This window comes from Pseudenhygromyxa sp. WMMC2535 (assembly GCF_011083025.2).
The window spans coordinates 2937170-2961565 of sequence record NZ_JABJWV010000001.1; the positions used below are offsets into that span (position 1 = coordinate 2937170).

The window sequence follows — 24396 nt, forward strand, 5'->3', positions numbered from 1 at the left end:
CCGGAATTCCGCCACCGCTCTTTCGTTCAGCGCGCGCGTGGGGGCAGGTCGCGCCTGGGCGCGCGCTGATACCATCGCCGCCGTGCGGTCTTCGCGAGCTGTCGTCGTCGCCTGGTGCTCACTTTCGTGGCTGTCGCTCGCTGGCTGTGATCCGTCGGCGCCGGGCAGCTTCCCGCCCGAGGAGCCAGACCTCGCGGCGCAAAACGAGGCCGCGGGAGATCCCTACCGCGGGCGCTTCCCCTTCGCCGAGGCCGTCGCCGGCCTGCCCGAGAGCGGCCAGCTGCGCGCGACGATCGTCACCGAGCTCGGCGCGGTCCGCTGCCGCCTGCTCGCCGATGTCTCGCCCCTCGCGGTCGCCAACTTCGTCGGCCTGGCCCGGGGCCTGCGGCCCTTCTACGACGTCCAGACTCAGACCTGGGAGACCCGGCCCTACTACGACGGCCTGCGTTTTCATCGGGCCGAGGAGCGGCTCTTCGTCCAGGGCGGGCGCCTGCGCGCCGACCCCTTCGTGGGCTTTCATCTGCAAGACGAGCGCTCGATCGGCACCGCCTTCGACAAGCCGGGGATCCTCGCGCTGGGCAACGACGGCCAGGCCAACGGCAGCGCGGCACAATTTTTCATCACCACCGAGACCGCCCGACAATTCGACGGCGCCTACACGATCATCGGGCGCTGCGAAGACCTGCTCGTGGTCCGCGAGCTCGAGGCGCGGGTGCTCGCTGGTGAGGAGCCGCGCATCGAGACCGTCGAGATCCTGCGCGAGTGAAGCCAGGCCGCGAGCATGCGCCCCATGCACCTTGGTGTCATCGCATGACGGCCCTCGGCTGGGGGCATGCGACTACAGCCTCTCGGCGGGGCGTCGCGCGTGGTGAGTGAACGCCGCAGGGTGCGCGCGAAACGCGATATGCTGCCCGGGTGAGCGTCGAATTCCAGGCCCCGGACTACCGCGCCGACCTGCGCCGCTTCGTCCATGGCTACGCCGGCGCGCACCAGGGCGCCATCTTGCGCGCCGCCGAGGTCTTCGACTTCTACGCCCGGCTGATGACCGACGAGCGCGTCCGCGGCAACGCCCGCTCGCTGGTCGCCGCGGTCTTGGCCTACTTCGTGCTCCCCGACGACGTCCTGCCCGAGGCCGACCTCGGCCCCTACGGGCTGCTCGACGACCTCTACCTCGCCGGTCACGTGTTTCGAATGCTGCGCCGGGAGCTGCGCCCCCAAGTCCTCGAGGACGCGTGGCGCGAGGACGAGGACATGCTCGCGGCCATGGAGGAGGTCTATGTCCAGAGCCGCTCGGCCCTGGGCAAGCTGCGCAAGGACGTGCTGCGCGTCGCCGGCTTGAGCTGAGGCGGCAGATACGAAGCGGCCGGGCAGCGCCACGCTGGTGACGAATGCCCGGCCGTCAGCCAAAGGGCGAGAGCCCGAGGGGGCTCGCTCAGGCCTTGAACGACTCCTCGTAGAAGGCGTCGAAGAGGTGCCCGTACTTGCTGTTGACGACCTTGCGCTTGACCGAGAGCTTGGCGGTGAGCTCGCCGGTCTCGATCGAGAAGTCGCGGTCGAGGATCTCGAACTTCTTGATGGTCTCGTAGCTGGCGAGCTCCTGGTTGGACTCGGCGATCAGCTTCTCGACCTCGGCGCGCACGGCCGGGGCCTTGGTCCACACGGCGTAGTCGCCCCCCAGGCCCTTGTCGTGGACGAAGGACTCGAGGTGCTGCTCGTCGAGGGTGATCAGCGCCGAGATGAACTTGCGGCGGTCGCCATGCACGACGCACTGGGAGATCAGCTTGTGGATCTTGACCGCGTTCTCGATCCGCTGCGGGGCGATGTTCTTGCCGCCGGCGGTGATGATCAGGTCCTTCTTGCGGTCGGTGATGCGCACGGCCTTGGTCTTGGGGTCGAGCTCGCCGATGTCGCCGGTGTGCAGCCAGCCGTCCTCGTCGAGGGTCTCCTTGGTCGCCTCTTCGTTGCGCCAGTACTCGCGCATGACCCCGGGGCCCTTGATGAGGATCTCGCCGTCGGCGGCGATCTTGACCTGGGTGCCGGGCAGGGCCGGGCCGACGGTGCCGATCTGGTTGTTGCCCGGGAAGTTGACCGTGGACGCGGCCGAGCTCTCTGTCATGCCGTAGCCCTCGAGGATCACGATGCCCGCGTCGCGGAAGAACCACGCGATCTTCTTGGACAGGGGCGCGCCGCCGGAGATCATCACGCGCATGCGCCCGCCGAGGATCGCCATGACCCCGGCGCCGACCTTGGCGAAGGCGGTCTTCTTGAGCAGGCCGAACTCCGCGCTGCGGGCCAGGCCGAGCTTCTTGCCCTGCTCCTCGAGCTCGCCGTTTTGCTGCGAGAGCTTCATGGACTCGGCGAAGAGCTTGCGGGCGATGCCCTCGTTGGCCATGCCCTTGTCGACCACGGCGGCGTAGAACTTCTCGAACACCCGGGGCACGCCGGCCATCAGCGTGGGCCGGACCTCGCCGAGGTTGTCGCGGATCGTGTTCATGCTCTCGGCGAAGGCGAGCACGTGGCCCGTGGACAGCCAGCCGGCCTCGAGGACCTTGGCGAACACGTGGGCCATGGGCAGGAAGAGCAGCTGGATGTCGTCTTGGTGGATCAGCCCGGTGTCGGCGATCGCCTCGGCCTCGTAGAGCATGTTGGCGTGGGTCAAGACCACGCCCTTGGGCCGGCCGGTGGTCCCCGAGGTGTAGATGATCGTCAGCACCGACTCGGGCTCGAGCGAGGCCCCGCGCTCGTCGAGCTGCTCGTCGCTGACCGCCTCGCCGGCGGCCACGAACTCGGCGTAGGTCTGGACCCACTCGTCCTCGACGCGCTTGTCACCTGTCCACTGCACGACCTTGATGACCTCGCCCAGGTTGTCGCGCTGCTCGAGGAATTTTTCGACCTGATCCGCGCTCTCGGCGAACACGAGCCGGGCCCCGCTGTGATCGCTGACGAACTGGCACTCGTCGGGCAGGTTGGACGGGTAGATGGGGACGGTCACCGCCCCGGCGGCGAGGATGCCGAGATCGTTGACGATCCACTGCAAGCACGTGTGGCCGATGACGTTGACCCGATCTCCAGGCTGGATGCCCGCGGCGATCAGCCCCTTGCCGACCTTCTTGGCCTCGTCCCACAGCTTCGCCCAGGACACGGGTCCGTATTTTCCGTCGGACTTGACCAGGCAAGCAGTCTCCTGGCCGCGGTTTTGAGCGTGATCGTGGAGCAGGTCGAGGAGCGAATTTTTGGCCATCGAAACGTGATCTATCGAGAACTGGGTGGGTATTCAAGTGTGGGCTGCGTGTTGGCCTCGAGAGACATGGAGATGCGCTGCACAGGCCCGTGGATGGGGAGCGGGCATCGACCACTGCGGTCACCTCGAAGCTCGCCTGGGTTGAGGTCCGTTGGCGGCTGAGCTGGCGCTGTGTCTGGTTCCCGGCCCGGATCCTTGCCCGATTCGGCCGCGCGAACTCGCACAGGGTCGAAGGGGCCGGACTCTGCTAGACAGACCCCCCATGAACCTACGCATCGTCCTCACCTACCTGCCCTTGACCTCGATCCTGGCCGTGAGCCTCGCTGCGTGCAGCGACGACGGGAGCGCCAGCGAAGAAGAAGTGGGGGACAGCGAGACCGCCGAGACCGAGTCGAGCGACACCCAAACTGGCGAGGGCGAGGGCGAGTCGAGCTCTGGCTCGGGCAGCGAGACGGACGCCGAGACGAGCGTGGGCAGCGAGACGGACGCCGAGTCCGGGAGCGAGTCCGATAGCGAGGGCGAGTCCGATAGCGAGGGCGAGTCGGGCAGCGAGGGCGAGTCGGGCAGCGAGGGCGAGTCGGGCAGCGAGTCCGACACCGAGGGTGAGTCCGGGAGCGAGTCCGACACCGAGGGCCTGGACCTCCCGGAGTGGATCCTCAGCATCGACGAGCCCGACTCGACCACCGACGTGCTCGTGCGCATCAGCGTGGCCGAGGGCGAAGAGGGCGAGACCACGGTGATCTGCGACGACATCGCCCTGCCCGAGGGTTTCCCCGCCAACACCAACTTCACCTCGCTGACCTTCAACGACACCACGCTCTACGCCTCGGCCGCCGAGGACCAGACCGGTGACACCTTGATGGTCATCAACCCCTGCGCCTGCGAGGCCACGGTGGTCGGCAAGTACGGCTACAGCCGGGTCAATGGGATCACCTCCAACGAGGCCCAGCTGATGTTCGGGATCGCGGTGACCGAGGACGTGATCCTCGACATCGATCCGCAGACGGCGGTCTCGGAGGTGCTCCAGCCCCTCGGCTCGAACTGGGGGAGCACCGGGCTGACCTGGTCGCAGCCGCAGGACAACGTTTTGTACGGGATCAACGCGAGCACGGACCGGCTGCATACTTTCGACGGCGACGACGCCTCGGAGATCACCTCGATCCAGATGGACGGCAATTTCTCCTCCGTGGGCATGGAGCTCCACCCCGGCCTGGGCACGCTCTACGCCTGCGGCATCGCGGGGCAGACGACCTCGCTCTTCGCCATCGACACCGACAGCGGCGCGGTCACGCTGGTCGGCCCCACGAGCCTCGGTGGCGCCTGCGACAACCTCGCCGCGCCCTTTGGCCCCGTGGAGTGCATCCCCCAGTAGCCGACCAGTCGCCGGGCAGTCGCCGAGCAGTCGCTGGGCAGGCCTGCGGGGGGCGCGTGGCAATTTTCGTCGAGGCGCTATACTCCGCGGGCCCATGAGCAAGCACGAGGACGCGCAAAGCCCCGCCAGCCCTGAAAGCCCCGGCAAGGGCGGAGGCAAGCGGCTCAAGGCCGTGCTGCGCCTGGTCTTGCTCCTCGGCACGCCCCTGCTGCTGCTCTTTGCGATCTTCGCGGGCGGCGTCTACCTCGGGGCCAAGCGCTCGCAAAAGGTCGTCTCCTTCGAGCAGCGCTGGCTGGGCATCGAGCCGCCCGCGGGCTTCGAGTTCGAGGCCGAAGACGCCAGCGAGGGCGAAGACGCCGGCGAGGGCGAAGACGCCGGCGAGGGCGAAGACGCCGGCGAGGGCGAAGACGCCGGCGAGGGCGAAGACGCCGGCGCGACCGCGGCCAGTGAGGGCGGCGAGGCGGGGAGCGAAGCGGGCGGGGCAGACGCCAACGCGCCAGCGCAGAAGGCGGGGACGGGTGGCGAGCCGAGCTCGAGCACCTCGGGCACGGAGCCCGGCCCCGAGCAGGTGGTGGACGAGCCTGGCCCCACCGAGCTCGAGCCCGGCTTGCCGATCGCCGACATCGAGGCCCTCGACGGCCCGCTGGCCGCGGCCTACGACACCCGGCGCACGCTCAGCGTCGAGATCATGGTCGACCCGGCGCTGGTCGTCGCCCGCGAGGACTGGATCGACTACATCCAAGAGCTGACCGCGGCCGTCAGCGCGAGCTTCGACGCCATGTTTGGCCTGCGCCTGCGCCTGCACGGCCTCGCCCTGTGGGACCCGAGCCTGGTCGGGGCCGACGCGGACACGCTGCTGGCCGACCTCAGCGGCCGCCAGCGCAACGGCGCGGACCTGATCCTCGGCCTGGTCGCGCGCCCGGTGCCCAACGGCTACACGCCGGCGAGCTACACCGGCACGGTCAACGGCGACCACGCGCTGATCTTCGCCGACCTCGAGCTCGAGGAGCGCTACTACCGGGCCATGCTCAGCGGCCTCGCCCAGCTCTTCGGCGCGCAGCCGGTCCGCGATCGCAGCGCCCCGGCCTGGCTGCGCGGCAGCATCATGGCGGGGGCCCCGGTCAGCGACGAGCAGAGGTCGCCGTGGATCGACCCGCAAAACCGCGAGGTGGTCGTGGCCAACAAGCAGCGGCCCTTCGCCAGCCCCGCGCCGACGCCGGGCGAGCAAGCCTCCCCCGAAGACGGGGCCGAAGACGACGCCCAAGACGAGGCGCCGGCGTCAAAGGGCAAGGGCAAGAGCAAGGGCCAGGCCGCACAGGAGGAGGACTGACATGGCGTTGCCAGAGCGCGTGAAGAAGCAGCAGGAAGCGGCCGAGGGCAAGGCCCGCGAGGGCAAGCTGCGCTGGTTGCTCGGCTGGGTGGTGATCCCCGGGTCGATCCTCCTGGCGCTCTTCCTCGCTGGTGTGCACGTGGGTGCGCGCGACCCCGAGATGTGGCTGTCGCGGCTGATGCTGTGGCTGTTTTGAGCCGCGGGTAGCATCATCGAGCCCCAGGTGAACACTCTCTCCGGCAGCCTGCCTTCGCTGCTCGCAGCGACCGTGGCCTTTGCGATCGGCACCTCGGTCGCGCTGCGCGATCGCTCCCGCGACGACTTCGTGCTCTTCGCGGTGTTCTGCTTCAACCTCGGGCTCTTCCACCTGGCGAGCTTCTTCCGCGGCTTCTCCAACATCGAGCTGTTTGGTTGGGCGGCGCAGTCGATCTCCTTGGTGCTGCCGTGGACGGCGGACCGCTGCTTCTCCACGCTGATCCCCGTCGACGAGCGCCCGCGCCGGCGCAGCTGGCTACAGACCGGGATGCTCGTGGTCCTGCTCGGGGCCCACGCGACCACGCTCTTCGTGCTCCTCGGCCGCGCCCCCGAAGATGGCCTGCAGCTGGCCAGCCGCGAGGACTTCTGGAACTTCTCGGGCTGGACGCCCTGGGACTTCATCTCCCAGGGCCTCAACCTCTACGTGGTCGTGGGTCTGCTGCTGGTCGTGCGCCGGGTGTGGCGCTCGGCCGGGCGGGCCGAGGGCACGGCCACGGCCCCGCGTCTGCGCTACCTGTTCTTCGCCAGCTTGTTCGCGATCGTGTTCGGCTCGCCGGCGATCACGGCGATCGGCCCGGTGGTCACGGCGGTCTACCTCTACTTCGTGGCCCAGACCCTCCAGCGCGAGCGCCTGCTCGAGCTGCCCGAGCTCGCCGCGCGGATCTTGACCCTGGGCCTGCTGGTCATGGGCGTCACGGCGCTGCTGGCGATGCTCTTGCTGTGGGTCCCCCGCAAGACCGAGGGCGCGGTCATGCTCTTCTTGTTCAACAGCGCGGTCGCGGCCTTCGCGGTGATCGTGCTCCTGGACCCGGTCCGCCAGGAGTTCGAGTCGCGGGTCGAGTCGTGGCTGTTCCGCGACCGCGCCGAGCTGCGCGCGCTGCTGGTCCAGCTGCGCTTCAAGCTGCTCAACGTCATCGACCCGGACGACATGGTCAGCGTCGTCCTCGACGCCCTGCGCGAGTCCAACCGCGTGACCACGGCGAGCGTGTTCTTGCTCGACGCGCGCGGGACCTCGCTGACCTTGTCGCGGGAGATCGGCGAGACCCCGCTGGCCCTGCCGCGCCTGGACGTGGCCAAGCGCCGGCCGCTGCTCGAGCGCATGCGGACCCAGGGCGCGCAGCTGCGTGACGTACTCGAGCGCGAGCGCGAGCGCGCCGGACGCGACGCCCAGGCGGAGCTCCAGGGCTGCCTCGAGACCCTCGCCGAGCTGCGCGCCGCGCTCGCGGTCCCGATCATCTCGATCCCCGAGGACGAGCCCGAGGCCCCGCGGGAGCTGGTCGGGGCGCTCTTCGTCAACGACGAGCGCCTGCTCGAGCCCTTCTCCCGCGAGGAGGTCGAGCTGTTCGAGAGCCTGGCCTCGCAAGCGGCGATCACCTTGCAGAATTCGGCGGTCTACGAGCAACGCAAGGAGCGCGAGCGCCTCGCCGCCCTCGGTGAGATGGCCGCCGGCCTGGCCCACGAGATCCGCAACCCCCTCGGGGCGATCAAGGGCGCGGTCCAGGTCGTCGAGCCCGGGCTGGTCGACGCCGACGCCATGACCAAGGAGTTCCTGGGCGTGATCGTCGAGGAGGTCGACCGCCTCAACCGCGTGGTCGTGCAGTTCTTGAGCTACTCGCGGCCCTACCGGGGCGAGACCGTGCGCGTCGACCTGACCGAGGTGATCAAGACCACCTTGCGCCTGTTGACCCCCGAGCAGCTCGAGCGCGTGCAGGTCGACCTCGGCGTGTTCGTCCCCGAGCGCGGAGAGCGGGCCGGCGGGGAGGTCCTGGCCAACGCCTCGAGCGTCGGCCTGAGCCTCGAGCCGCACAGCCCGGCCGTCCGCGGCGATCCCGAGGCCTTGCGCCAGGTCCTGCTAAACCTGGTTCGCAACGCCCTAGAGGCGATCAGCGACGAAACGCCACCCGGCCGGATCTGGATCGAGCTCGAGCACCGCGTGCGCGGCCTGCCAGACTGTGACGCGGTCGCGCTGAGCGTGCGGGACAACGGCCCGGGCCTCTCGCCGGCCACGCGGGACAACCTCTTCGTGCCCTTCCACACGACCAAGAGCGGCGGCACCGGCCTGGGCTTGCCCATTAGCCAGCGCATCGTCGAAAATCACAACGGCATGATCGAGGTCAGCAACAACCCCGACGGCGGGGCGAACTTCACCGTGTTGCTACCGGTCGATCTCGGAATCACGAGCACGAGTCAGTGAACGAGCCCAAGCCACGAGTCCTCGTCGTCGACGACGAACCCAACCTCCGCAAGGTCCTCGGCGCCCTGCTTCAGCAGGCCGGTCACGAGGTCGTCACAGAGGCCGACGGAGAGTCGGCCCTCGCCCAGGTCCGCGCCCTGCCCCGGGGCACCTTCGACGTGGTCATCACCGACTTGCGCATGCCCGGCATGGACGGCATGCAGCTGCTCGAGGCCCTGCTCGACGAGGACCCCGGCCTGCCGGTGATCCTCCTGACCGCCCACGGCTCCGTCGACACCGCCGTCGAGGCCGTCAAGAGCGGCGCCTTCGACTTCCTCGAGAAGCCCTTCGAGCGCGAGCAGATCGGCAAGGTCCTCGACAAGGCCGTGGCCACCCGGCGGCGCTCGGGCCCGCGCACCGAGCCGCGCCGCGAGGCGATGTTGCCGGCGGGCGAGGGCAGCGACGGCGAGGTCGCCAAGGCCAAGGACTTCGGCATGGTCGGGCGCAGCGAGGCCATGGTCACGGTCAAGGAGATGATCCACACCGTGGCCGCGAGCCCCTCGACGGTGCTGATCACCGGTGAGAGCGGGACCGGCAAGGAGCTGGTCGCCCGCGCCCTGCACATGGGCTCGGAGCGCCGCCACCTGCCCTTCATCCGGGTCAACTGCGCGGCGATCCCCGCAGGCCTCGTCGAGTCGGAGCTCTTCGGCCACGAGCGCGGCGCCTTCACCGGGGCCGTGTCCAGCCGCCAGGGTCGCTTCGAACTCGCCGACGGCGGGACCTTGTTCCTCGACGAGGTCAGCGAGATCCCGCTCGAGATCCAGGTCAAGCTGCTGCGCGCGATCCAGGAGTCGGAGTTCGAGCGCGTCGGTGGGGTCAAGACCCTGCGCGTCGACGTGCGCCTGATCGCCGCGACCAACCGCGACCTCGAGGACGAGATCAAGGCCAAGCGCTTCCGCGAGGACCTCTACTACCGCCTCAACGTCGTGCCGATCCACCTCCCGCCCCTGCGCGAGCGCCCCGAGGACGTCGAGCCGCTGCTCGAGCACTTCTTGCAGCGCTCCAACGAGCGGCTTGGCAAGTCCGTCGCGGGCTTCACGGCCGAGGCCCTCGAGGCCCTGCGCAGCTACACCTGGCAGGGCAACATCCGCGAGCTCGAGAACCTCGTCGAGCGCATGGTGCTCTTCGCCAGCGGCGAGCGCATCGGCGTCGACGAGCTCCCCGACGCCTTCACCAGCGACGAGCCCGGCGATGGCGATGGCGATGGCGAGGGCGACGAGGCCAGCTCCCTGCGGGCGATCCGCCTGCCCCTCGACAGCCTCGGCCTCGACCTCAAGGAGGCCGTCAAGGCCGGCTCGCGGCGCATCGAAGAGGCGCTGATCCGCGAGGCCCTGGCCCAGACCGAGGCCAACGTGACCCGCTCGGCCCGCAAGCTCGGGATCTCGCGGCGCTCGCTCCAGTCGAAGATGAAGGAGCTCGGCCTGCGCGAGGAGATCGCCAAGCAAGGCGGGGTCTCGCCCTCCTCCGAGGGCGAGGACTGAGGCTCGCGGCTCGCGGCGCTGCATCGCACATCCACGGACAAAGCGGAACCTCGAGCGCTCGCGCCCGAGGTTCCGCTTTTTTAAATGTGCTGACGGCTCAGCAGCCGCAAGTGTCGCAATATGGAATCCAGCAGTTCTCGACCTCGCAGCAATAGTCGACATGTGCAAATCGCCAAAGGACCCGGCGCGATCCAACCTCTCCCCGCGCGGCCCGGCTCGAGAGCCCGAAACCTTGCAGTATCCCAACCCAGCGATGGCCTTGACCTCCCAGGTCCGAGGCGCGCAGAACGAGGCGGGATCGAGACGGGTCCTCTGGCAGCTTGCACGCCGAGCGCTCGCTCAGCACAGATCGAAGCAGCTCTCGCAGTAGAGCGCGATGCACTCCTCCAGGGCCTGGTAGACCTCGCAGCCCGTGGCCGTGCACGAGCCGTCGTCCGAGCCCGGGATGGAACAATAGTTGAGGGTGACGAGGCAGTAGCCCTGGCCCGCGGAGGCCGCGTCGAGCTCGTCCATGTCGCTGGGCGCGGACGAGGCCAGCGCGGGCAGGTCGTCGTCGTCCTGCGCGGGGCGAATCATCAGATCCCCGACGAAGATCGGCTCGGTCAGGGGCTGGTAGAGGTCGACGTCGGGCTCGAGCTCGGGGGCTTCGGCGAGGCAGCCGAGGGCCGATGTCGAGAGCGCGGCGATGATGACCATCGTGGAGAGTTTCACTGCCTGCTACCTTTCAGGTTGCGCGTCGACGAAGGGGTGCCATATGTGTGGCATATTTCCCCATTGTAGAGACGATTGGATACGCGAGAGGCGATCGCGTGGCCACCCTATAACATGGCCATTTATGTTGCAAGCGGGAAGCGCGCGGGCTCGTGGGCCGGTCGAAGGGGCCGGCTGAAATTCCAAAATATCGACGAGAGAAGGAGCTCGTGTCGACACTTTGGAATATGACACTCGGCCGCGCTCGGATTGATTGTGATCGCGAATGTGGCGATCTCGCTTTGTCGCGCTTCTATCGCAATACTGTTTCAGCTCGCCAAGACGCGATGCAGCCAGGTGCGGATCTCGGCGATCTCCTCGGGGCAGACCGCGTGGGGCATGGCGTAGTCGTGCCAGGCGATCGGGCGCTGAGGGTCGAGGGCGGCGACCTGATCGTGGGCGGCCTTGCCGAGCCAGACGGGGACGGTGGGGTCCTCGCGGCCGTGGCAAAAGAGCATCGGCGTGAGCGCGTTGGCCGAGCTGCGCTCCTTGGCCACGCGCTCGCCGAGCAGCAGGTAGGCGCTGAGCACCGCGACGCCGGCGAGGCGCTCGGGCCAGCGCAGGCCGACGTGCAGGGCCATGGCGCCGCCCTGGGAGAAGCCGACCAGGGCGATGCGCTCGCTGGGCACCCCGCGCTCGCGCTCGCGCTGGATCAGCGCGCCGACCTGGGCCGCCGAGGCGAGGATGTCGGGCTCGGACTCGCGCACGCCGGTGAAGTCGAGGCCCAGGATGTCGTACCAGGCCCGCATCACGAACCCGCCGTTGATGGTCACCGGGCGGTAGCCGGCGTGGGGGAGCACGAAGCGGACCTCGGGCAGGTCGAGGAGGGGGGGGATCGGCTCGAAGTCGTGGCCGTCGGCGCCCAGGCCATGGAGCCAGATCACTGCGGCCGCGGCCTGGTTGCCCTCGGGTCCGATCTCGATGGCGTCGAGCAGCTCGCTCACCCGAGGATCATAACAACTCTGCGCACCGCCCTTCGCGCGAAGGGCCGAGCGTCCCGAGCTCGAAGACCCGCGAGGCTGCTCCCGTGCGGCTCCTACGGCAGCGCACCCTGGCCGGCGCGGAGGATCTCGATGTCACCGAGCTCGTCGAAGCGCAGCACCGTCGAGGGCTCGGGCCACAGGTGCCCGCTGTCGATCATCAGGTCGATCTCGCGGTTGTAGCGGGACTCGAGCTCGGCGGGGTCCTCGAGCTCGGGCTCGGACTCGCCGGGGGTCACCGAGCCGGTCAGCAGCGGCTCGCCCAGAAAGTCGACGAGCATGTTGCAGATCTTGTGGTCCGGCAGGCGCATGCCGACCTCGTTGGCCCGGTTCTTCATGGCCCTGGGCACGTCGGAGGTGGCCTTGAGCACCATGGTGTAGGGCCCGGGGAGCAGGCGACGGACCACACGAAACGCGGTGTTGCCCATGACGCCGTAGCGACCCATGTCGTTGAGGGTCTCGACGAGCATGGTCAGCGGCTTGGCGTGCTTGGCGTGGATGCCCTTGAGTCGGCGCAGCTCGGAGATGCCCTTGGCGCTCGACAGCGCGCAGCCGAGGGCGTAGCCGGTGTCGGTGGGATAGAGGATCACGCAGCCGCGGCGCAGGGCGTCGACGGCCGGCTGCATTTTGCGCGGATCGGGGCGCTCGGGGTCGATGCGCAGGCGCTGAAAATTCTTGCTCACGGTGGGGCCCGGGGTGACGGCGGAGGGTAGCCGACCGCGCGCTCCGCCGGGAGGGCGCCGAGCTCGGCTCCTCGTGCGATCGCCGCGGCCTCTCTCCAGGATGGCCGATCTTTCGCCGATCGCCCGACCTGGGCCGCTCTCTGGCCGATTGGCCGACTCGCGCACGCCCCTCGGGGGCCCAGGCGCGAGATCCAAGTGTGCGAAGCTCCTCGGGATTCTTGACGCTAGGCCACGTGCGCTGGTAGCGTGCCATGTCTCTCGTCCTCTCGCGAGCGCGTCCTCGCCCTGCGGATCCCCATGCGGAAGCTTCTCGGTTTCTTGCCTGCCTTCGCCCTGGTCATGGGGCTCAGTCAGGTCGCCAACGCCGCCGAGGTCACTCGGGTTGCCTCCTCCTTTGACCAGGAGTTCAACGGCAACGCTTTTGATCTGCACTTCGGCGTCTCCTACGACTTCGACTTCAAGAAGGCAGCCATCCTTCGTGAGTGGGGCTCTGGTGGTAAGAACCGCCTCGCTCGCGACCTGATTTATCGCCAGTTCCGACACACGGTCACGCCGACCCTGGAGATCGGTCTGTGGCACGACATCTCGGTCTATGTCGGGTTGCCGGTGGTCGTCTCGGACAACCGCAACTACGAGTTCGACCAGGATGAGGGCGGGGACTGCGTGTTCCCCGACAACCCGGGCACGACCAGCTACGAGGCTGGCTCGGCGACCTGTGTCAACAAGACCAACTCGACGAGCATCCGTGACGGCATCGTCCCCCGCGACGGCTTCGACGCCTTCGAGGACGGCGACCCCTACGGTCAGTTCACGGACCTCGACTCCACGCGGATCTTCAACGCCCCCACGCGGCGCGGTCTCGACCAGCTCAACGTCGGGATGAAGTTCGGGATCCTCAGCCAGGCTCGCAAGTCGCACTTGCCCAACTGGGTGATCGGCCTCGAGGGCCGCTTCGCCGTGGGTAAGGCGATGACCATGAGCCGGGCGATCCAGGACTCGGACCCGGCCGGCAACCACCGCGTGGGTCGGGGCATGCACGAGCTCGGCGCGTGGACGACCCTCAGCCGGCGCTACCGCTTCTTGGACCCCTTCTTTGGCGCGCACTGGCGCTACGCCTTCCGGGCCGGGGGCAACACCCAGTTCGAAAACTACGGTGACACCCAGGGCAAGGTTCAGCCCCAGTCGGAGACCGGCGCCTACTTCGGCGCGGAGATCGTCCCCTGGGAGAACGAGGCTCAGGGCAAGAAGGTGTCGATCATCCTCCAGGGCTCGGCGGTGCTGCACTACAACGGTCGCGGCTACTCCGAGGTCTGGGAGCTGCTCGCCGACAGCCCCGCGCTGGTCGGCGACTACAGCCCCGGCCAGGGCGACACCTGCAGCAGCAGCGCGGCCTTGGCCTTCGCGGCCGCCAACCCCTCGGATCCCTCGGGCTACGTCGACGCGGCCGGTGGTGACTGCGCCTCCTACAACGGCATCACCACGATCCAGGACTATGGCACCTTCGGCCTCAACGCCGGGCTCAACTTCTACATGGGCCCCTACGCGCGGCTGAACTTCGGCGTGGACATGACCACGGACACCCGCCACTACGTGACCGTCGCCAGCCGCGGCGACGGTGACAACGCCGGTGACCCCGACGTGGTCGACGCCGACACCGCCGACGTCAACCCCGTGCGCCGCGACATCGTCGACTCCGTGGGCCGCCGCTACGCCGTGGACGACGTGTTCAACGTTCAGGGCTACTTCAACTTCCTGCTCACCTTCTGAGCGGGCCGGCCCGGCTTGGTCCGGGTTGGGCACGGACACACGGACGGACGCGCGACCACCTTGGTCGCGCGTTTTCGTTAATGCGCGGGCCAAAGTGCTGGTCCGAGGTGATCTGATCATCCCCCTCGGGATACCCAACCTTCGCCATGACTCGACTTGGACTCGCTGCTCTCGCTCCGCTGACCCTCGCGGCCTTCGTCGGACTCGCCGGGCTCTCGCCTGGTGTCGCCCATGCCTGCGGGGGAACCTTTTGTGACGCCGGCCCGCAGGTCATGCCGGTCGACCAGAGCGGCGAGAGCATCTTGTTTTGGATCGACCAGGCCGGGGGCGAGGCGCACACCGAGGCGCACATCCAGATCCAGTACGAGGGCGACCCCGAGCGCTTCGCCTGGCTGATCCCCGTGGTCGAGGTCCCCGAGGTCCTCGTCGGCTCGCAGGCGCTCTTCGACAACCTGCTCGCGGCCACGGTCCCCACCTTCACGATCAACACCCGCTTCGACGGCGACTGCGGGTCGGGAGTCAGCGCGCTCGCGTGTGGGATGAGCGTGGACGCCTCCGAGTTCGCGGCCTCGGACGACGACTTGGGCGGGACCGAGGGCTTCGGCGACGAGCTCGGGGAGGGCCCGGAGATCCTCGAGCGCGGCTTCGCGGGCGCCTTCGAGTACGTGATCCTGACCGGGGACAGCGTCGACGAGATCGTCGACTGGCTCGACGCGGCCGGCTACGCCCAGGACGACGACGCGCCGCCGATCCTCGCGGAGTACCTGGCCGAGGGCCACGTGTTCGTGGCCATCAAGCTGCGCAGCGACGCCGGCAGCGACGAGATCCACCCGCTGGCCCTGCGCTACCCCGGGGTCGAGCCGTGCATCCCGATCCGCCTGACCCGGATCGCCGCGACCGAGGACATGGCGATCCGGGCGTTCTTCCTGGGCGAGTCCCGGGTCGCCCCGCAAAACTGGCCGCACGTCGTGCTCAACCTCCTGGGCATCGACTGGGTCGGCGACCCGGCGGGCTCCTACCTGGAGCAGGTCTCGCTGGCCATCGATGAGGCCGGGGGCCGGGCCTTCGTCACCGAGTACGCCGGCAGCGACGAGATCGTGTCGAGCGCGGGGATCCGCGGCGAGGGCTGGAGCGCGGCGGCCTTCGCCGAGATCGAGGCGGTCGGGGTCGTGGACGAGCTGCGCGCGCAGGGCTTTTACGTGTGCAGCGAGGACTGGCTCGGCGAGGAGAGCTGCGCCTTCACCCACCCCCTGGTCGAGCCGCTCTTGGACAAGTATCTGCCGGCGCCCGAGGGCGTCGAGACCGAGACCTTCTGGGACTGCCTGAGCTGCTACGAGGGCCTGATCGACCCGGTGTCCTGGGGCCAGCAACCTGGCTTCGCGGCCGAGTTCGCCGAGCGGATCACGATCCCCGCCGACCACGCCCTCGAGATGCTCGACGACGCCAGCTACCTGACCCGGCTGTTCTCGCTGATCTCTCCCCACGAGATGCTCGAGGATCCGGTCTTCCACGAGGTCGCGGATCTACCCGAGGTCTCCAGCTCGATCACCGCCACGCGGGTGTTCGCCTGCGACGACTCCAGCGACTGGTTCGAGCTCGACGAGCACCCCGACATGGCCCTCGACGCGCTCGGTGGCTGGCCGAGCTTCGAAGACATGCCTGCGGCGCGGCGCGTCGAGCGAGTCCCGACCATGGGCCCCCCGCAGGTCGAGGTCGACAACGACGCGGGCATCGACGACATCCTCGACAGCTGGAATCACAGCCGCCTCACTGGACCCTCGCCTTGGAATTGCGCGACCGTGGGCCTTCGGCCGGAGGGGGTGCTGACGATGCTGATGATCTTCGGCATCGCGGGTCTCCAGCGCAGGCGCCGAGCTCGCTGATCGACCGTGAAGCTCCTTGCTCACCTCGCGCGTTCGGGCAGGGCGCACCAGGGCGAGCGATGCATTGACTGCGGTGAACATGCTACCCTGGCGGTGGTCATGGTCCACCCAGTCCAGAGCGTGGTCGAGTCGCTCTACGCTGCGGGCCGCTGTCCGCGGCTCTTGGTCGACGCCACCTGCGAGGGCGTGGTCTGCCCGGACTTCATCCGCGAGCAGTGGCGCGAGCAGCTGATCATCGACCTCGACGCCAGCTATCCCCTGGATCTGACCTTCGCCGAGGAGGGCATCGGCGCCGACCTGTCCTTTGGCGGCTACATGACCCGCTGCGTGTTCCCCTGGAAGGCGATCTACGTCGTCGCCGACCGGGCCACTGGTCGCGGCATGGTCCTCGACCAGAACATGCCGGAGTCGGTCCGCCGCAACCGGCCGCCGACCACCGGACCGCTGCCCACCGGCGACCTCAGCAACCTCTTTGGTCGCTCGCGCAGCGGCCGGTGGGAGCGTCGCCAGCCGGAGCAGCGCGCCAGCCAGGCCGTGGGCGAGTCGCCGGCCGGGGGTGGTGACGCCGACGTGTCCGAGCAAGAGGCCCTGCGCCGCCGGGCGGCCTTCCGGGTCATCGACGGCGGGAGCTGAGCGGCGATGACCACCATCGAGGAAGCACGCGCCCGCAACCGCGGGGGGATGATCACGGCTGGCGTCGTCGGGCTCCTGTCCCTGGCGATCTTCGTGTTTTGGCTGGGCTGGGTGCGCGCCCCCAGCCCTCAGGAGCTGTGCGCCCACAAGGTCCAGCTGGTCCTCGACACCGCCTCGCCCGAGCAGAGCGAGGGCGCCGACGCTCTGATCATGCGCCTCGAGATCAGCTGCGTCGAGTCGGTCAAACGCAAGATCCAGCTGCGCGGCAAGCTGGTCTATGCCGACTACGCGAAGTGCGTGATGACGGCGCAGACCCTGATGGACGCCGAGCGCTGCTGATCCCTATACTCGGCGCTGATGTTCGTCGAGTTCAGGGGCTCGATCTTCAACTTGCTGGGCTGGCAGTGGAAGGCCGTGCTGACCTTCGTGGTCGCCTCGACCCTGGTGGTCATCGGTGACGTCTTCTTCACCGACGTCGTCTCGCACCTGTTGCTCCCGGTCACGCCGGTCGCCGTGGTCGGCGGGGCGATCGGGATCTTCGTCAGCTTTCGGACCAACTCCGCCTACGATCGCTGGTGGGAGGGGCGCAAGCTGTGGGGACGGCTGATCAACAGCTCGCGGCACTTTTGCACCCAGGTCCTCGGCTACCTGCCCGCGGGCGAGGCCGGCCCCAGCCCGCTCCAGCGCGCGCTGATCCACCGGCACATCGCCTACGTCCACGCCCTGCGGGTGATCTTGCGTGGGCACAGCCTGGGCGAGGACGCCGACTTTGGGGCCTTCGTGGCCGCCGACGAGCGCGAGGTCTTGCTCGGCGAGTCCAACCCGACCCACGCCATGCTCCAGCGCCAGCTCGAGGCGCTGATCGCCGAGAACGACGGCGGCCGCCTCGACAGCCTGCGCCTGCAGTCCTTCGACGAGACCGTCCGCGCCCTGCTCGACATCCAAGGCGGCTGCGAGCGCATCAAGAAGACGCCCTTTCCGCGCAGCTACGGCTTCATCGCGGACCGGCTGATCGCTATCTACGGCGTGCTCCTGCCCCTGGGCCTCGTCGGCGGCCTCGAGGGCTGGAACACCTGGATGGTCATCCCGATGACCGTGCTCGTGTGCCTGAGCTTCACGCTGATCTCCGAGGCCGGGCGCGTGCTCGAGGATCCCTTCACCATGTTCTGGCCGGCGCTGCCTCTGTCGGCGCTGTCGAAGACCATCGAGATCAACTTGCGCCAGCGCCTGGGCGACGCCGACCTGCCGGCGATGCCCAGGGTCGACGCGCGCGGGATCTTGATGTAGCGGGGAGCGGGATCGGGTTCAGGCCCGAGCCGGCTTGGCGCGCTTGCTCAGCTTGGCCAGGGCGCCGCCCCGGGTGTGCTCGCGCAGCGCCTGGCAGGGCGCGTCGGCGCAGCTGATCAGGAAGTCGAGCATCGCCGCTTGGGCCTCGCTGCCGACCGCGGCCATGGGCCCGGCGAGGTGGGGCATGCAGCGCAGCATGGGCTCGAGCTGGTCGAGCCAGAGCTCGAGGTTCAAGGCCGCGTACTCGGTGCGGGCTTGCAAGAAGCGCATGCCGGCGAAGACCTCGGGGCCGAGGCGATCCCCGCTGCGGCGGATCAGCCGGGGGCCCAGGGCCATGGCCAGCTCGTTGAGCTCGAGCTCGACGCCAAGGGAGAGCCACGGGCGCTCGGGGTCGCCGGTCAGCTCGCGGATCAGCGCGTGGCGCCTGGCCGACTCGGGGGCCTCGCGGCGCACGAGGGTGCGCAGGTCGAGGCCGCGGGGGTCGACGCGGTCACGCCACAGCGCGCTGAGCTGGACGAGGTCGTCGATCAGCAGCAGGTGGCGGCGGGCCTCGCCGGGGGCGGTCGCGAGCAGCTGCGCGCCGAGCTCGTCGAAGCCCGCGCGCACGCAGGCCTCGCCGCTGCGCCGCATCCAGCTCTCCACGGGCCGGAGCATGCGGACGCCCAGGGCACAAAATTGGATCAGGAAGGCCAGCAGCTCGCGCTCGTCGAGCTCGCCAAAGAGCACGCGCTCGAGGCTGGGGTCGCGCTCGCCGGCGTGCAGACGCGCGCGGGTCGGCGCGACGCGGGGCAGGTAGAGGCGTTCGACGTGGGGGTAGTGGGACATGGGAGGGGCTCCTTGACGAGGCGCGGGACGAGGCGCGGGACGAGGCGCGGGACGAGGCGCGGGACGAGGCGCGGGACGAGGCGCGGGACGAGGCGCGGGACGAGGCGCGGGACGAGGCGCGGGACGAGAGGGCGCAGGTCTGCCTTGGCCGCGCCCGAGGGGGCGGCTTCATGACAGGCGGGGACGAGCGGAAGAAGACTCAGATCACGCCGGTGCCGACGTCCTCCGTGGGGAGGTGATCGAGGGCGCTGGCGAGCTGCCGCGCGAAGAGCTCGACGAGCTCGTCGTGCTTGGGCTTGCGGGAGGCCGCGTCGGCGCCCGCGGCCACGATGGCGTCGTAGTGGTAGCGGGCGAGCTCGAGCTCGACGACCTCGGCGCTCTGATAGCTGAGCAGCGGCCAGGTGTAGGTCTCGACGGCGTGCTCGGGCACGCGGGGATCGAGGCGCCAGCGGTTGACCAACATGAAGCGGTCGTGACCCTCGAGGGCCACGGCCAGGGGGTGGCCGAGCAGGGCCGAGACCGACTCTCGACCCTTGAGCAGGCGGTCGACGATCTTGAAGGCCTCGAGCCGCGCGCGGCGATCGGCGGCGGGGTAGCGCGGGTCGTCGCGGCGAAAGGCCAGCCACGACATGAACTCGTGGTTGTGGCGCCAGGCCAGGCGCTGGGCCGCGATCTCTGCGACCAGCTTGGCGATGCGGCTCGAGTGGCGGCGCTTCATCGCGATGCCGGTCTCGGTCATCTGATCTCGCACCGGGCGCGAGAAGCTGCCGATCGCAACTTGGCTCTGGAGCTCGTCGACGGCCTCGAGGGCGAGGCCCACGGCCACGCCGACGCGCGCCGCGATCTGGATCGTGGTGGCGACGATGTGCTGATAGAGCCCGGGCATGACCAGGCGCAGCCCGCCTTCGTCGAGGCCTTCGACTTGATCGAGGGCCTCGAGCTTGGCCCGGGTCAGCGAGCGTCGCGCGTCGCCGACCTCGGCGGTGCGCGCGTCGTTCACGTCAGCGAACACGTGCGCCATGAACAGCTCGCGGGCCGTGGGCACGAATTCAACTTACGCGGCGACCTGTGGGGTGTCATTTAATCGACGAGTTCGGAGCCGCTCTCGACAATGGACATTGATAAAAGTGTGAGAGCAAGCACGGATGAGGACTTCCGTAATCCAGCGCAGTCCGCCGCGCGCCCTGCTCCAGCTCGCCCCGAGGCGGGCCCACGTCTGGATAAAAGCTCGGTAATTTCAACTCTCTTCGCGCTAGGGGGGCAGCTGCAGGGGCCCGGGGTGCGGCCTGGAAAGGCTGCGGCCAAAGTGCTATCGCTTCGCGCATTCCGGCCCCGGACGTCGTCATGCAGCGCCCCTTCGAGCTCCCCAAGCAGCCCCCTCTTCCCTACGCCGTCGAGACCTTGGCGAACCCCAGCCAAGAAGAGCTCCAGCGTTTGGCTCTCGAACACACGCCTTTTTGCACGCGCACTGCACGCGGGAGCATCAACAAGGTCGCGCGCAACAAGGCCCGGATGGCCCAGTTTACCTATGTGATCGATCGTCGCGGCGAGCCCGAAGCCTACTCGTCGAAGACCATCGATCCCGCCCGCGCGCAGCAGCTGATCGACGGCCAGGCGGCCTACATCGCCGAGCGCGGCAAGCTGCTGCTGATCGACGGCTACGTGGGCCTCGGCCCGCGCTCGGTCCCCGTGCAGTGGTGCTACACCCTCGAGGGCGCCAACATCGCCGGGATGCAGCAGGTCCTGTCCTTCCCGCGCGAGCGCGTGGAGGGGCCCGAGGCCGCCGCCGAGCCCTTCGAGCCGGCCTTCCGCCTGGTCTACACCCCCGACTACGCGGTGAAGGACATGGAGGGCGGTCAGGCGATCATCGTCGACCTCGACAATTACGTCACCTACATCATGGGGCCGGACTACTTTGGTGAGAGCAAGAAGGGCGCCCTGCGCATGCTGGCCACCTTCTTGTACCGCCAGGGCGGGCTTGTCATGCACGCCGGCGCCAAGGAGATCACCACCGAGGGGCACCACCTGACCATGGGCATCCTCGGGCTCTCGGGCACGGGCAAGACGACCACCACCTTCAGCAAGCAGGGCGCGTCGACCAAGCCGGTCCAGGACGACATGATCGCGCTGTGGCCCCACGGCGAGATCTCGGTCACCGAGAACGGCTGCTTCGCCAAGACCTGGGCCCTGGCCGAGGAGAACGAGCCGGTCATCTACCGCGGGACCGTGTCCGCCGACGCGTGGATCGAGAACGTCTACCTCGACGAGCAGGGCGAGCCCGACTTCTTCAAGCGCGGGCTGAGCCCCGAGGACGTCGAGCGCCTGCGCGACGTGCTGATCGGCACCGGCGCGCCTCAGGCCAACGTCGACCGCTACATCGCGGGCGAGGTCGAGCGCTCGGCCGTGGTCGAGGACGGGATCCCCAAGGACGGCTGGGACTTCGTGATGTGGACGGAGAACGGCCGCTCGATCATCCCCATGTCCTCGATCGAGGACGCCGCCAACCTCGACGAGCTGCCCGACGTCTACTCCCTGGGCATCCTCAACCGCGACGAGGGCCCCGACGCCGCGACCCCGGGCCTGGTCCGCTTCACCAGCGCCGAGCAGGCCGCTGGCTACCTGATGCTCGGCGAGACCAGCAAGACCTCGGCGGCGGGCAAGGAGCGCGGCAAGACCCGCTCGCCCTTCACCCAGCCCTTCTTCCCCCTCGCCCACAGCCTCCAGGCCGAGCGCTTCTCGGAGCTGGCCGAGACCTTCCACAAGACCACCATGTGGCTGATGAACACCGGCTACATCGGTGGTGACGGCGCGGCCGAGAAGGCCGGCGAGGCCCTCAAGGTCAAGATCCGCCACTCCTCGGCGATGCTCGAGGCGATGCTCGAGGGCTCGGTCGTGTGGACCAAGGACCCCGACTTTGGCTACGAGGTCGTCGACGTCGAGGACCCCAAGAACGCCGCCCTGCTCGAGAAGGTCCCGGCGGAGATCCTCCAGCCGCGGCGCTTCTTCGAGAAGGCTGGGCGCATGGACGAGTACCGCGCCTGGGTTGCGAGCATGAACTCGGAGCGCAAGGCCTTCCTCGAGAAGTACGCGGTCGCCGAGCCGATCATCACCGCCGTCGTCGGCGCGGCCTGAGCGGCCGCGCTGGCCCACCTCAATCGAGGGCGCTGCACTTTCATGGCTCGTGATCGCATCGCCCTCGAGGGCCTACGCGTCGACTGCATCATCGGGGTCTACCCGCTCGAGCGGGAGAACCCCCAGCCCGTGGTGCTCGACCTCGAGCTCGAGGTCGACACCCAGCGCGCGGCGCATGACGAGCGCCTGTCGTCCACGGTGGACTATGGCTTCGTCGCCGCGCAGCTGACCTTCTTGATGGTCCAGGGCCGCTTTCGTCTGCTCGAGACGGCGGCCCACGTGCTCGCCAGGCACCTGCTCGCGGCGCCGGCTCCCGGCGAGGAGCGGGTGGCCATCGACGGGCTGCGCCTGCAGCTGCGCAAGCCCGAGGCGCTGGCCGGGGTGGCGCTGCCCTCGGTGACCATCGAGCGCCAGGCGAGCTGGGCTCGGCTGCTGCGCAAGGACACGGAGTTTGGGGTGGTGGAGCTGATCCACCAGACGCAGGCGGTGGAGCTGCGGCGGGTGTCGATTGCGCCTGGGGCTGGGGTGGAGCTGGAGGGGGCGCAGATGACTCTTGGGGAGGGGGCGTTGGCGTTGGGGCAGACGTTGATGGCGGGGGCGGTGTTGGAGCGGGTGGGGGTTGTTCGGTATGAGAATCCTACGGAGCGGTGGCAGCCTTTGTTGGTGGTGACTGGTTCTCGTTTTTGAGGGGTGCTTTTGGGGGGAGCTTCTCGATCTTTTGCGGGGAGCTTCTCGATCTTTTGCGGGGAGCGTCTTGGCCGTCGGTGCGCGCGCACGGGCCAGCAGGGGACCCGTCGGCCTCAGACAGGCTCGCTGACTTCATGGGGCGTCTCTCGGGCAGGTGCCTTCCTCTTGGGAGAGCTCCGCTTCGAGAGGTAGAGCTGGTACGCGAAACTCGGCCGACGGGTCCCCTGCTGTCCCTCTTGTGCGCGTCTTTGGCGGGGGGCGGCTCCGCTTCGGGGCGGTGGAGAGCGCTCCGCTCGCGGGAAGAGGGGGGACCTTCGCTCGGAGGGAAGAGAGACTCTGCTTGGGGAAGAGAGACCTTCGCTCGGAGGGAGAGAGGCCTCTGCTTGGGGAAGAGAGACCTCTGCTTGGGGAAGAGAGACCTTCGCTCGGAGGGAAGAGAGACCTCTGCTTGGGTTAAATGAAAACGGCCGAAGTCCGGGGACTTCGGCCGTTTCGAGGATCGAAGGGTCGATCAGGCGGGGACGCCGATGACCTCGACCTTGAGGTTGACCGAGACGTCCGCGGAGAAGCGGACCTCGACCTCGTGGGTGCCGACGGTCTTGATGGGCTCGGGCAGCTTGATGAGCTTGCGGTCGAGCTCGACGTTCTGCGCGGACAGGGCCTCGGAGATGTCCTTGGTCGAGACCGAGCCGTACATCTTGTCTTCCTTGCCGACCTTGCGCGGGATCGAGACGACGGCTTCCTTGAGGGAGGCGGCGGCGGTCTCGTGATCGGCGCGGATCTTGGCCTGGCGGGCGGCGATCTCGCGGCGATGGTGCTCGAGCTGGCGGATGTTGGCCTTGGTCGCGGGCAACGCCATGCCGCGGGGCAGCAGGTAGTTGCGGCCGTAGCCGGGCTTGACCTTGACGAGCTCGCCGGCGCGGCCGAGCTTGTCGATGTCTTGGGTCAAAATCACCTCGAGCATGGTCACTGCACCGTGTAGGGAAGCAGCGCGAGCTGACGCGCGCGCTTGATTGCCTTGGTGATCGCGCGCTGCTGCCGGGCGGTGATGCCGGTGATCCGAGCGGGGACGATCTTGCCGCGGTCGGTCAGGAAGTGCTTGAGCAGCTGCGGGTTCTTGTAGTCGATGACCACGTTGGGGTCGGCGAGCGGGGAGACCCGCTTGCGCCGGCCGCGGCGGCCTTCGCGTTCTTCGTCGTGATCAGCCATCAGTACTCCTCCTCGTCATCGTCGTCGTCGTCGTCGCGGTTGTCGTTGTCGTCGTCGTCGTCACCGTCCTCGAAGGTGCCTTCCTTTTGGGCGGCGATGTCGAGGGGATCGGGGGCCGACTCGGTGGCGGCGTCGAGGGTCTCGTCGTCGACGTCGCTGGGACGGGCCTCGGGGTTGACGTCTTCGTCGATCACGACGGAGAGGAAGCGAACGACCTCGTCGTAGATGCGAAGGTTACGCTCGAGCTCCTTGACCATGGCAGAGCCGCCAAGGAAGCGGATGTAGAGGTAGATGCCCTTGCGGTTGCTCTGGATCGGGTAGGCCAGGGTCCGCAGGCCCCAGTTGTCGATCTTCTGCATGCGGCTGCCGTTGCGATCGAAGATCGCCTGCAGACGCTTGAGCAGCTCCTGGATGCCCTCCTTGTTGGTGGAGGGCTTGAGGATGATCGTGAGCTCGTACTCGCGCTGGGTGTTGCGCTGCGCCGAGTAAGATTCGACGGGTGTGAATGACATATTCGTCTCCTCGTGGACTGTTGGCCCCGCGGGCCATCCGCGGAGCAAGGAGTCCTCGCGCTTGGCGAGGGGCGGCAGATCTACGCCAGGGCCGCGGGCCTGGCAAGCCCGCAGGGGCTGCGCCAAAGCGCGGAGC

General features: G+C 68.7%; 23 protein-coding genes. 14 read left to right on the forward strand and 9 right to left on the reverse strand.

The window, feature by feature from the left end:
* Positions 1–82 precede the first annotated feature (82 nt).
* Together G6O69_RS11345 and G6O69_RS11350 are read left to right on the forward strand one after the other, a co-directional pair.
* Positions 83–766: a peptidylprolyl isomerase gene (locus tag G6O69_RS11345; RefSeq protein WP_172303530.1), complete on the forward strand. Its 684-nt coding sequence runs from the start codon at positions 83–85 to the stop codon at positions 764–766.
* 149 nt (positions 767–915) lie between these two features.
* Positions 916–1344 (forward strand): DUF1232 domain-containing protein, encoded by a 429-nt coding sequence (locus tag G6O69_RS11350; RefSeq protein WP_172303531.1) that lies wholly within the window; start codon positions 916–918, stop codon positions 1342–1344.
* An 88-nt stretch (positions 1345–1432) separates the two neighbouring features.
* On the opposite strand, the gene G6O69_RS11355 is transcribed toward G6O69_RS11350, so the two are convergent.
* Positions 1433–3241, reverse strand: coding sequence for an AMP-dependent synthetase/ligase (locus tag G6O69_RS11355; protein WP_172303532.1), 1809 nt, complete (start codon positions 3239–3241; stop codon positions 1433–1435).
* Positions 3242–3503: 262 nt separating this feature from the next.
* Between G6O69_RS11355 and G6O69_RS11360 the strand changes: the two genes are divergently transcribed.
* The 5 genes from G6O69_RS11360 (at position 3504) to G6O69_RS11380 (ending at position 9912) form a co-directional block, all read left to right on the forward strand.
* On the forward strand, positions 3504–4613 hold the full coding sequence (locus G6O69_RS11360; RefSeq protein WP_172303533.1) for a hypothetical protein: 1110 nt from the start codon (positions 3504–3506) through the stop codon (positions 4611–4613).
* A 94-nt stretch (positions 4614–4707) separates the two neighbouring features.
* Positions 4708–5943, forward strand: a complete 1236-nt coding sequence (locus G6O69_RS11365) for a hypothetical protein (RefSeq protein ID WP_172303534.1) — start codon at positions 4708–4710, stop codon at positions 5941–5943.
* Position 5944: 1 nt separating this feature from the next.
* Positions 5945–6139, forward strand: a complete 195-nt coding sequence (locus G6O69_RS11370) for a hypothetical protein (RefSeq protein WP_172303535.1) — start codon at positions 5945–5947, stop codon at positions 6137–6139.
* 27 nt (positions 6140–6166) lie between these two features.
* Complete coding sequence (locus G6O69_RS42065) at positions 6167–8392, forward strand: sensor histidine kinase (RefSeq protein WP_172303536.1); 2226 nt, start codon at positions 6167–6169, stop codon at positions 8390–8392.
* Entirely contained in the window at positions 8389–9912 is a 1524-nt protein-coding gene (locus tag G6O69_RS11380) for a sigma-54 dependent transcriptional regulator (protein WP_172303537.1), read from the forward strand. Before G6O69_RS42065 ends, G6O69_RS11380 begins: the two co-directional genes overlap by 4 nt.
* Before the next feature lie 339 nt (positions 9913–10251).
* Here the strand turns inward: G6O69_RS11380 and G6O69_RS11385 are convergent, their stop codons facing one another.
* The 3 genes from G6O69_RS11385 to G6O69_RS11395 form a co-directional block, all read right to left on the reverse strand.
* Positions 10252–10623: a hypothetical protein gene (locus tag G6O69_RS11385; protein WP_172303538.1), complete on the reverse strand. Its 372-nt coding sequence runs from the start codon at positions 10621–10623 to the stop codon at positions 10252–10254.
* Between the two features lie 308 nt (positions 10624–10931).
* Positions 10932–11606, reverse strand: a complete 675-nt coding sequence (locus G6O69_RS11390; protein ID WP_172303539.1) for an alpha/beta fold hydrolase — start codon at positions 11604–11606, stop codon at positions 10932–10934.
* Between the two features lie 92 nt (positions 11607–11698).
* Complete coding sequence (locus G6O69_RS11395; protein WP_172303540.1) at positions 11699–12325, reverse strand: L-threonylcarbamoyladenylate synthase; 627 nt, start codon at positions 12323–12325, stop codon at positions 11699–11701.
* Positions 12326–12622: 297 nt separating this feature from the next.
* Here G6O69_RS11395 and G6O69_RS11400 point away from each other — a divergent pair, with 297 nt between their 5' ends.
* The 5 genes from G6O69_RS11400 (at position 12623) to G6O69_RS11420 (ending at position 17895) form a co-directional block, all read left to right on the forward strand.
* Entirely contained in the window at positions 12623–14092 is a 1470-nt protein-coding gene (locus G6O69_RS11400) for a hypothetical protein (RefSeq protein WP_172303541.1), read from the forward strand.
* Positions 14093–14238: 146 nt separating this feature from the next.
* Positions 14239–15975 carry a DUF2330 domain-containing protein gene (locus G6O69_RS11405; protein WP_172303542.1) on the forward strand — a complete coding sequence of 579 codons (1737 nt, stop codon included), beginning with the start codon at positions 14239–14241 and terminating at the stop codon, positions 15973–15975.
* Positions 15976–15981: 6 nt separating this feature from the next.
* Entirely contained in the window at positions 15982–16608 is a 627-nt protein-coding gene (locus tag G6O69_RS11410; RefSeq protein ID WP_176396771.1) for a ClpXP protease specificity-enhancing factor SspB, read from the forward strand.
* A 6-nt stretch (positions 16609–16614) separates the two neighbouring features.
* A complete protein-coding gene (locus tag G6O69_RS11415) occupies positions 16615–16947 on the forward strand; it encodes a hypothetical protein (RefSeq protein WP_172303544.1) in 333 nt (110 codons plus the stop codon).
* Positions 16948–16965: 18 nt separating this feature from the next.
* Entirely contained in the window at positions 16966–17895 is a 930-nt protein-coding gene (locus G6O69_RS11420; protein ID WP_172303545.1) for a bestrophin family ion channel, read from the forward strand.
* Between the two features lie 18 nt (positions 17896–17913).
* On the opposite strand, the gene G6O69_RS11425 is transcribed toward G6O69_RS11420, so the two are convergent.
* Together G6O69_RS11425 and G6O69_RS11430 are read right to left on the reverse strand one after the other, a co-directional pair.
* Positions 17914–18720, reverse strand: a complete 807-nt coding sequence (locus G6O69_RS11425) for a hypothetical protein (RefSeq protein WP_172303546.1) — start codon at positions 18718–18720, stop codon at positions 17914–17916.
* A 199-nt stretch (positions 18721–18919) separates the two neighbouring features.
* Positions 18920–19765 carry a hypothetical protein gene (locus G6O69_RS11430; protein ID WP_172303547.1) on the reverse strand — a complete coding sequence of 282 codons (846 nt, stop codon included), beginning with the start codon at positions 19763–19765 and terminating at the stop codon, positions 18920–18922.
* Positions 19766–20064: 299 nt separating this feature from the next.
* Here G6O69_RS11430 and G6O69_RS11435 point away from each other — a divergent pair, with 299 nt between their 5' ends.
* Entirely contained in the window at positions 20065–21852 is a 1788-nt protein-coding gene (locus G6O69_RS11435) for a phosphoenolpyruvate carboxykinase (ATP) (RefSeq protein WP_172303548.1), read from the forward strand.
* A gap of 42 nt (positions 21853–21894) precedes the next feature.
* Positions 21895–22539, forward strand: a complete 645-nt coding sequence (locus G6O69_RS11440) for a dihydroneopterin aldolase (protein WP_172303549.1) — start codon at positions 21895–21897, stop codon at positions 22537–22539.
* A gap of 511 nt (positions 22540–23050) precedes the next feature.
* On the opposite strand, the gene rplI is transcribed toward G6O69_RS11440, so the two are convergent.
* From rplI to rpsF, 3 genes are read right to left on the reverse strand one after another with little or no spacing between them, the layout of a single operon-like run.
* Positions 23051–23503 carry a 50S ribosomal protein L9 gene (gene rplI / locus G6O69_RS11445; protein WP_217909806.1) on the reverse strand — a complete coding sequence of 151 codons (453 nt, stop codon included), beginning with the start codon at positions 23501–23503 and terminating at the stop codon, positions 23051–23053.
* A 2-nt stretch (positions 23504–23505) separates the two neighbouring features.
* Positions 23506–23748: a 30S ribosomal protein S18 gene (gene rpsR / locus G6O69_RS11450; protein ID WP_172303551.1), complete on the reverse strand. Its 243-nt coding sequence runs from the start codon at positions 23746–23748 to the stop codon at positions 23506–23508.
* The gene (rpsF, locus tag G6O69_RS11455) at positions 23748–24386 is read right to left on the reverse strand and encodes a 30S ribosomal protein S6 (protein ID WP_176396772.1); all 639 of its coding nucleotides are present in this window, start codon (positions 24384–24386) and stop codon (positions 23748–23750) included. The genes rpsR and rpsF overlap by 1 nt, the downstream gene beginning before the upstream one ends.
* Between the last annotated feature and the right edge of the window lie 10 nt (positions 24387–24396).

Coding starts and splice junctions, on each gene's coding strand:
- G6O69_RS11355 (WP_172303532.1), bottom strand. CDS start 3,241: ATGGCCAAAAATTCGCTCCTCGACCTGCTCCACGATCACGCTCAAAAC.
- G6O69_RS11360 (WP_172303533.1), top strand. CDS start 3,504: ATGAACCTACGCATCGTCCTCACCTACCTGCCCTTGACCTCGATCCTG.
- G6O69_RS11365 (WP_172303534.1), top strand. CDS start 4,708: ATGAGCAAGCACGAGGACGCGCAAAGCCCCGCCAGCCCTGAAAGCCCC.
- G6O69_RS11370 (WP_172303535.1), top strand. CDS start 5,945: ATGGCGTTGCCAGAGCGCGTGAAGAAGCAGCAGGAAGCGGCCGAGGGC.
- G6O69_RS11400 (WP_172303541.1), top strand. CDS start 12,623: ATGCGGAAGCTTCTCGGTTTCTTGCCTGCCTTCGCCCTGGTCATGGGG.
- G6O69_RS11405 (WP_172303542.1), top strand. CDS start 14,239: ATGACTCGACTTGGACTCGCTGCTCTCGCTCCGCTGACCCTCGCGGCC.
- G6O69_RS11415 (WP_172303544.1), top strand. CDS start 16,615: ATGACCACCATCGAGGAAGCACGCGCCCGCAACCGCGGGGGGATGATC.
- G6O69_RS11420 (WP_172303545.1), top strand. CDS start 16,966: ATGTTCGTCGAGTTCAGGGGCTCGATCTTCAACTTGCTGGGCTGGCAG.
- G6O69_RS11425 (WP_172303546.1), bottom strand. CDS start 18,720: ATGTCCCACTACCCCCACGTCGAACGCCTCTACCTGCCCCGCGTCGCG.
- G6O69_RS11435 (WP_172303548.1), top strand. CDS start 20,065: ATGCAGCGCCCCTTCGAGCTCCCCAAGCAGCCCCCTCTTCCCTACGCC.
- G6O69_RS11440 (WP_172303549.1), top strand. CDS start 21,895: ATGGCTCGTGATCGCATCGCCCTCGAGGGCCTACGCGTCGACTGCATC.
- rplI (WP_217909806.1), bottom strand. CDS start 23,503: ATGCTCGAGGTGATTTTGACCCAAGACATCGACAAGCTCGGCCGCGCC.
- rpsR (WP_172303551.1), bottom strand. CDS start 23,748: ATGGCTGATCACGACGAAGAACGCGAAGGCCGCCGCGGCCGGCGCAAG.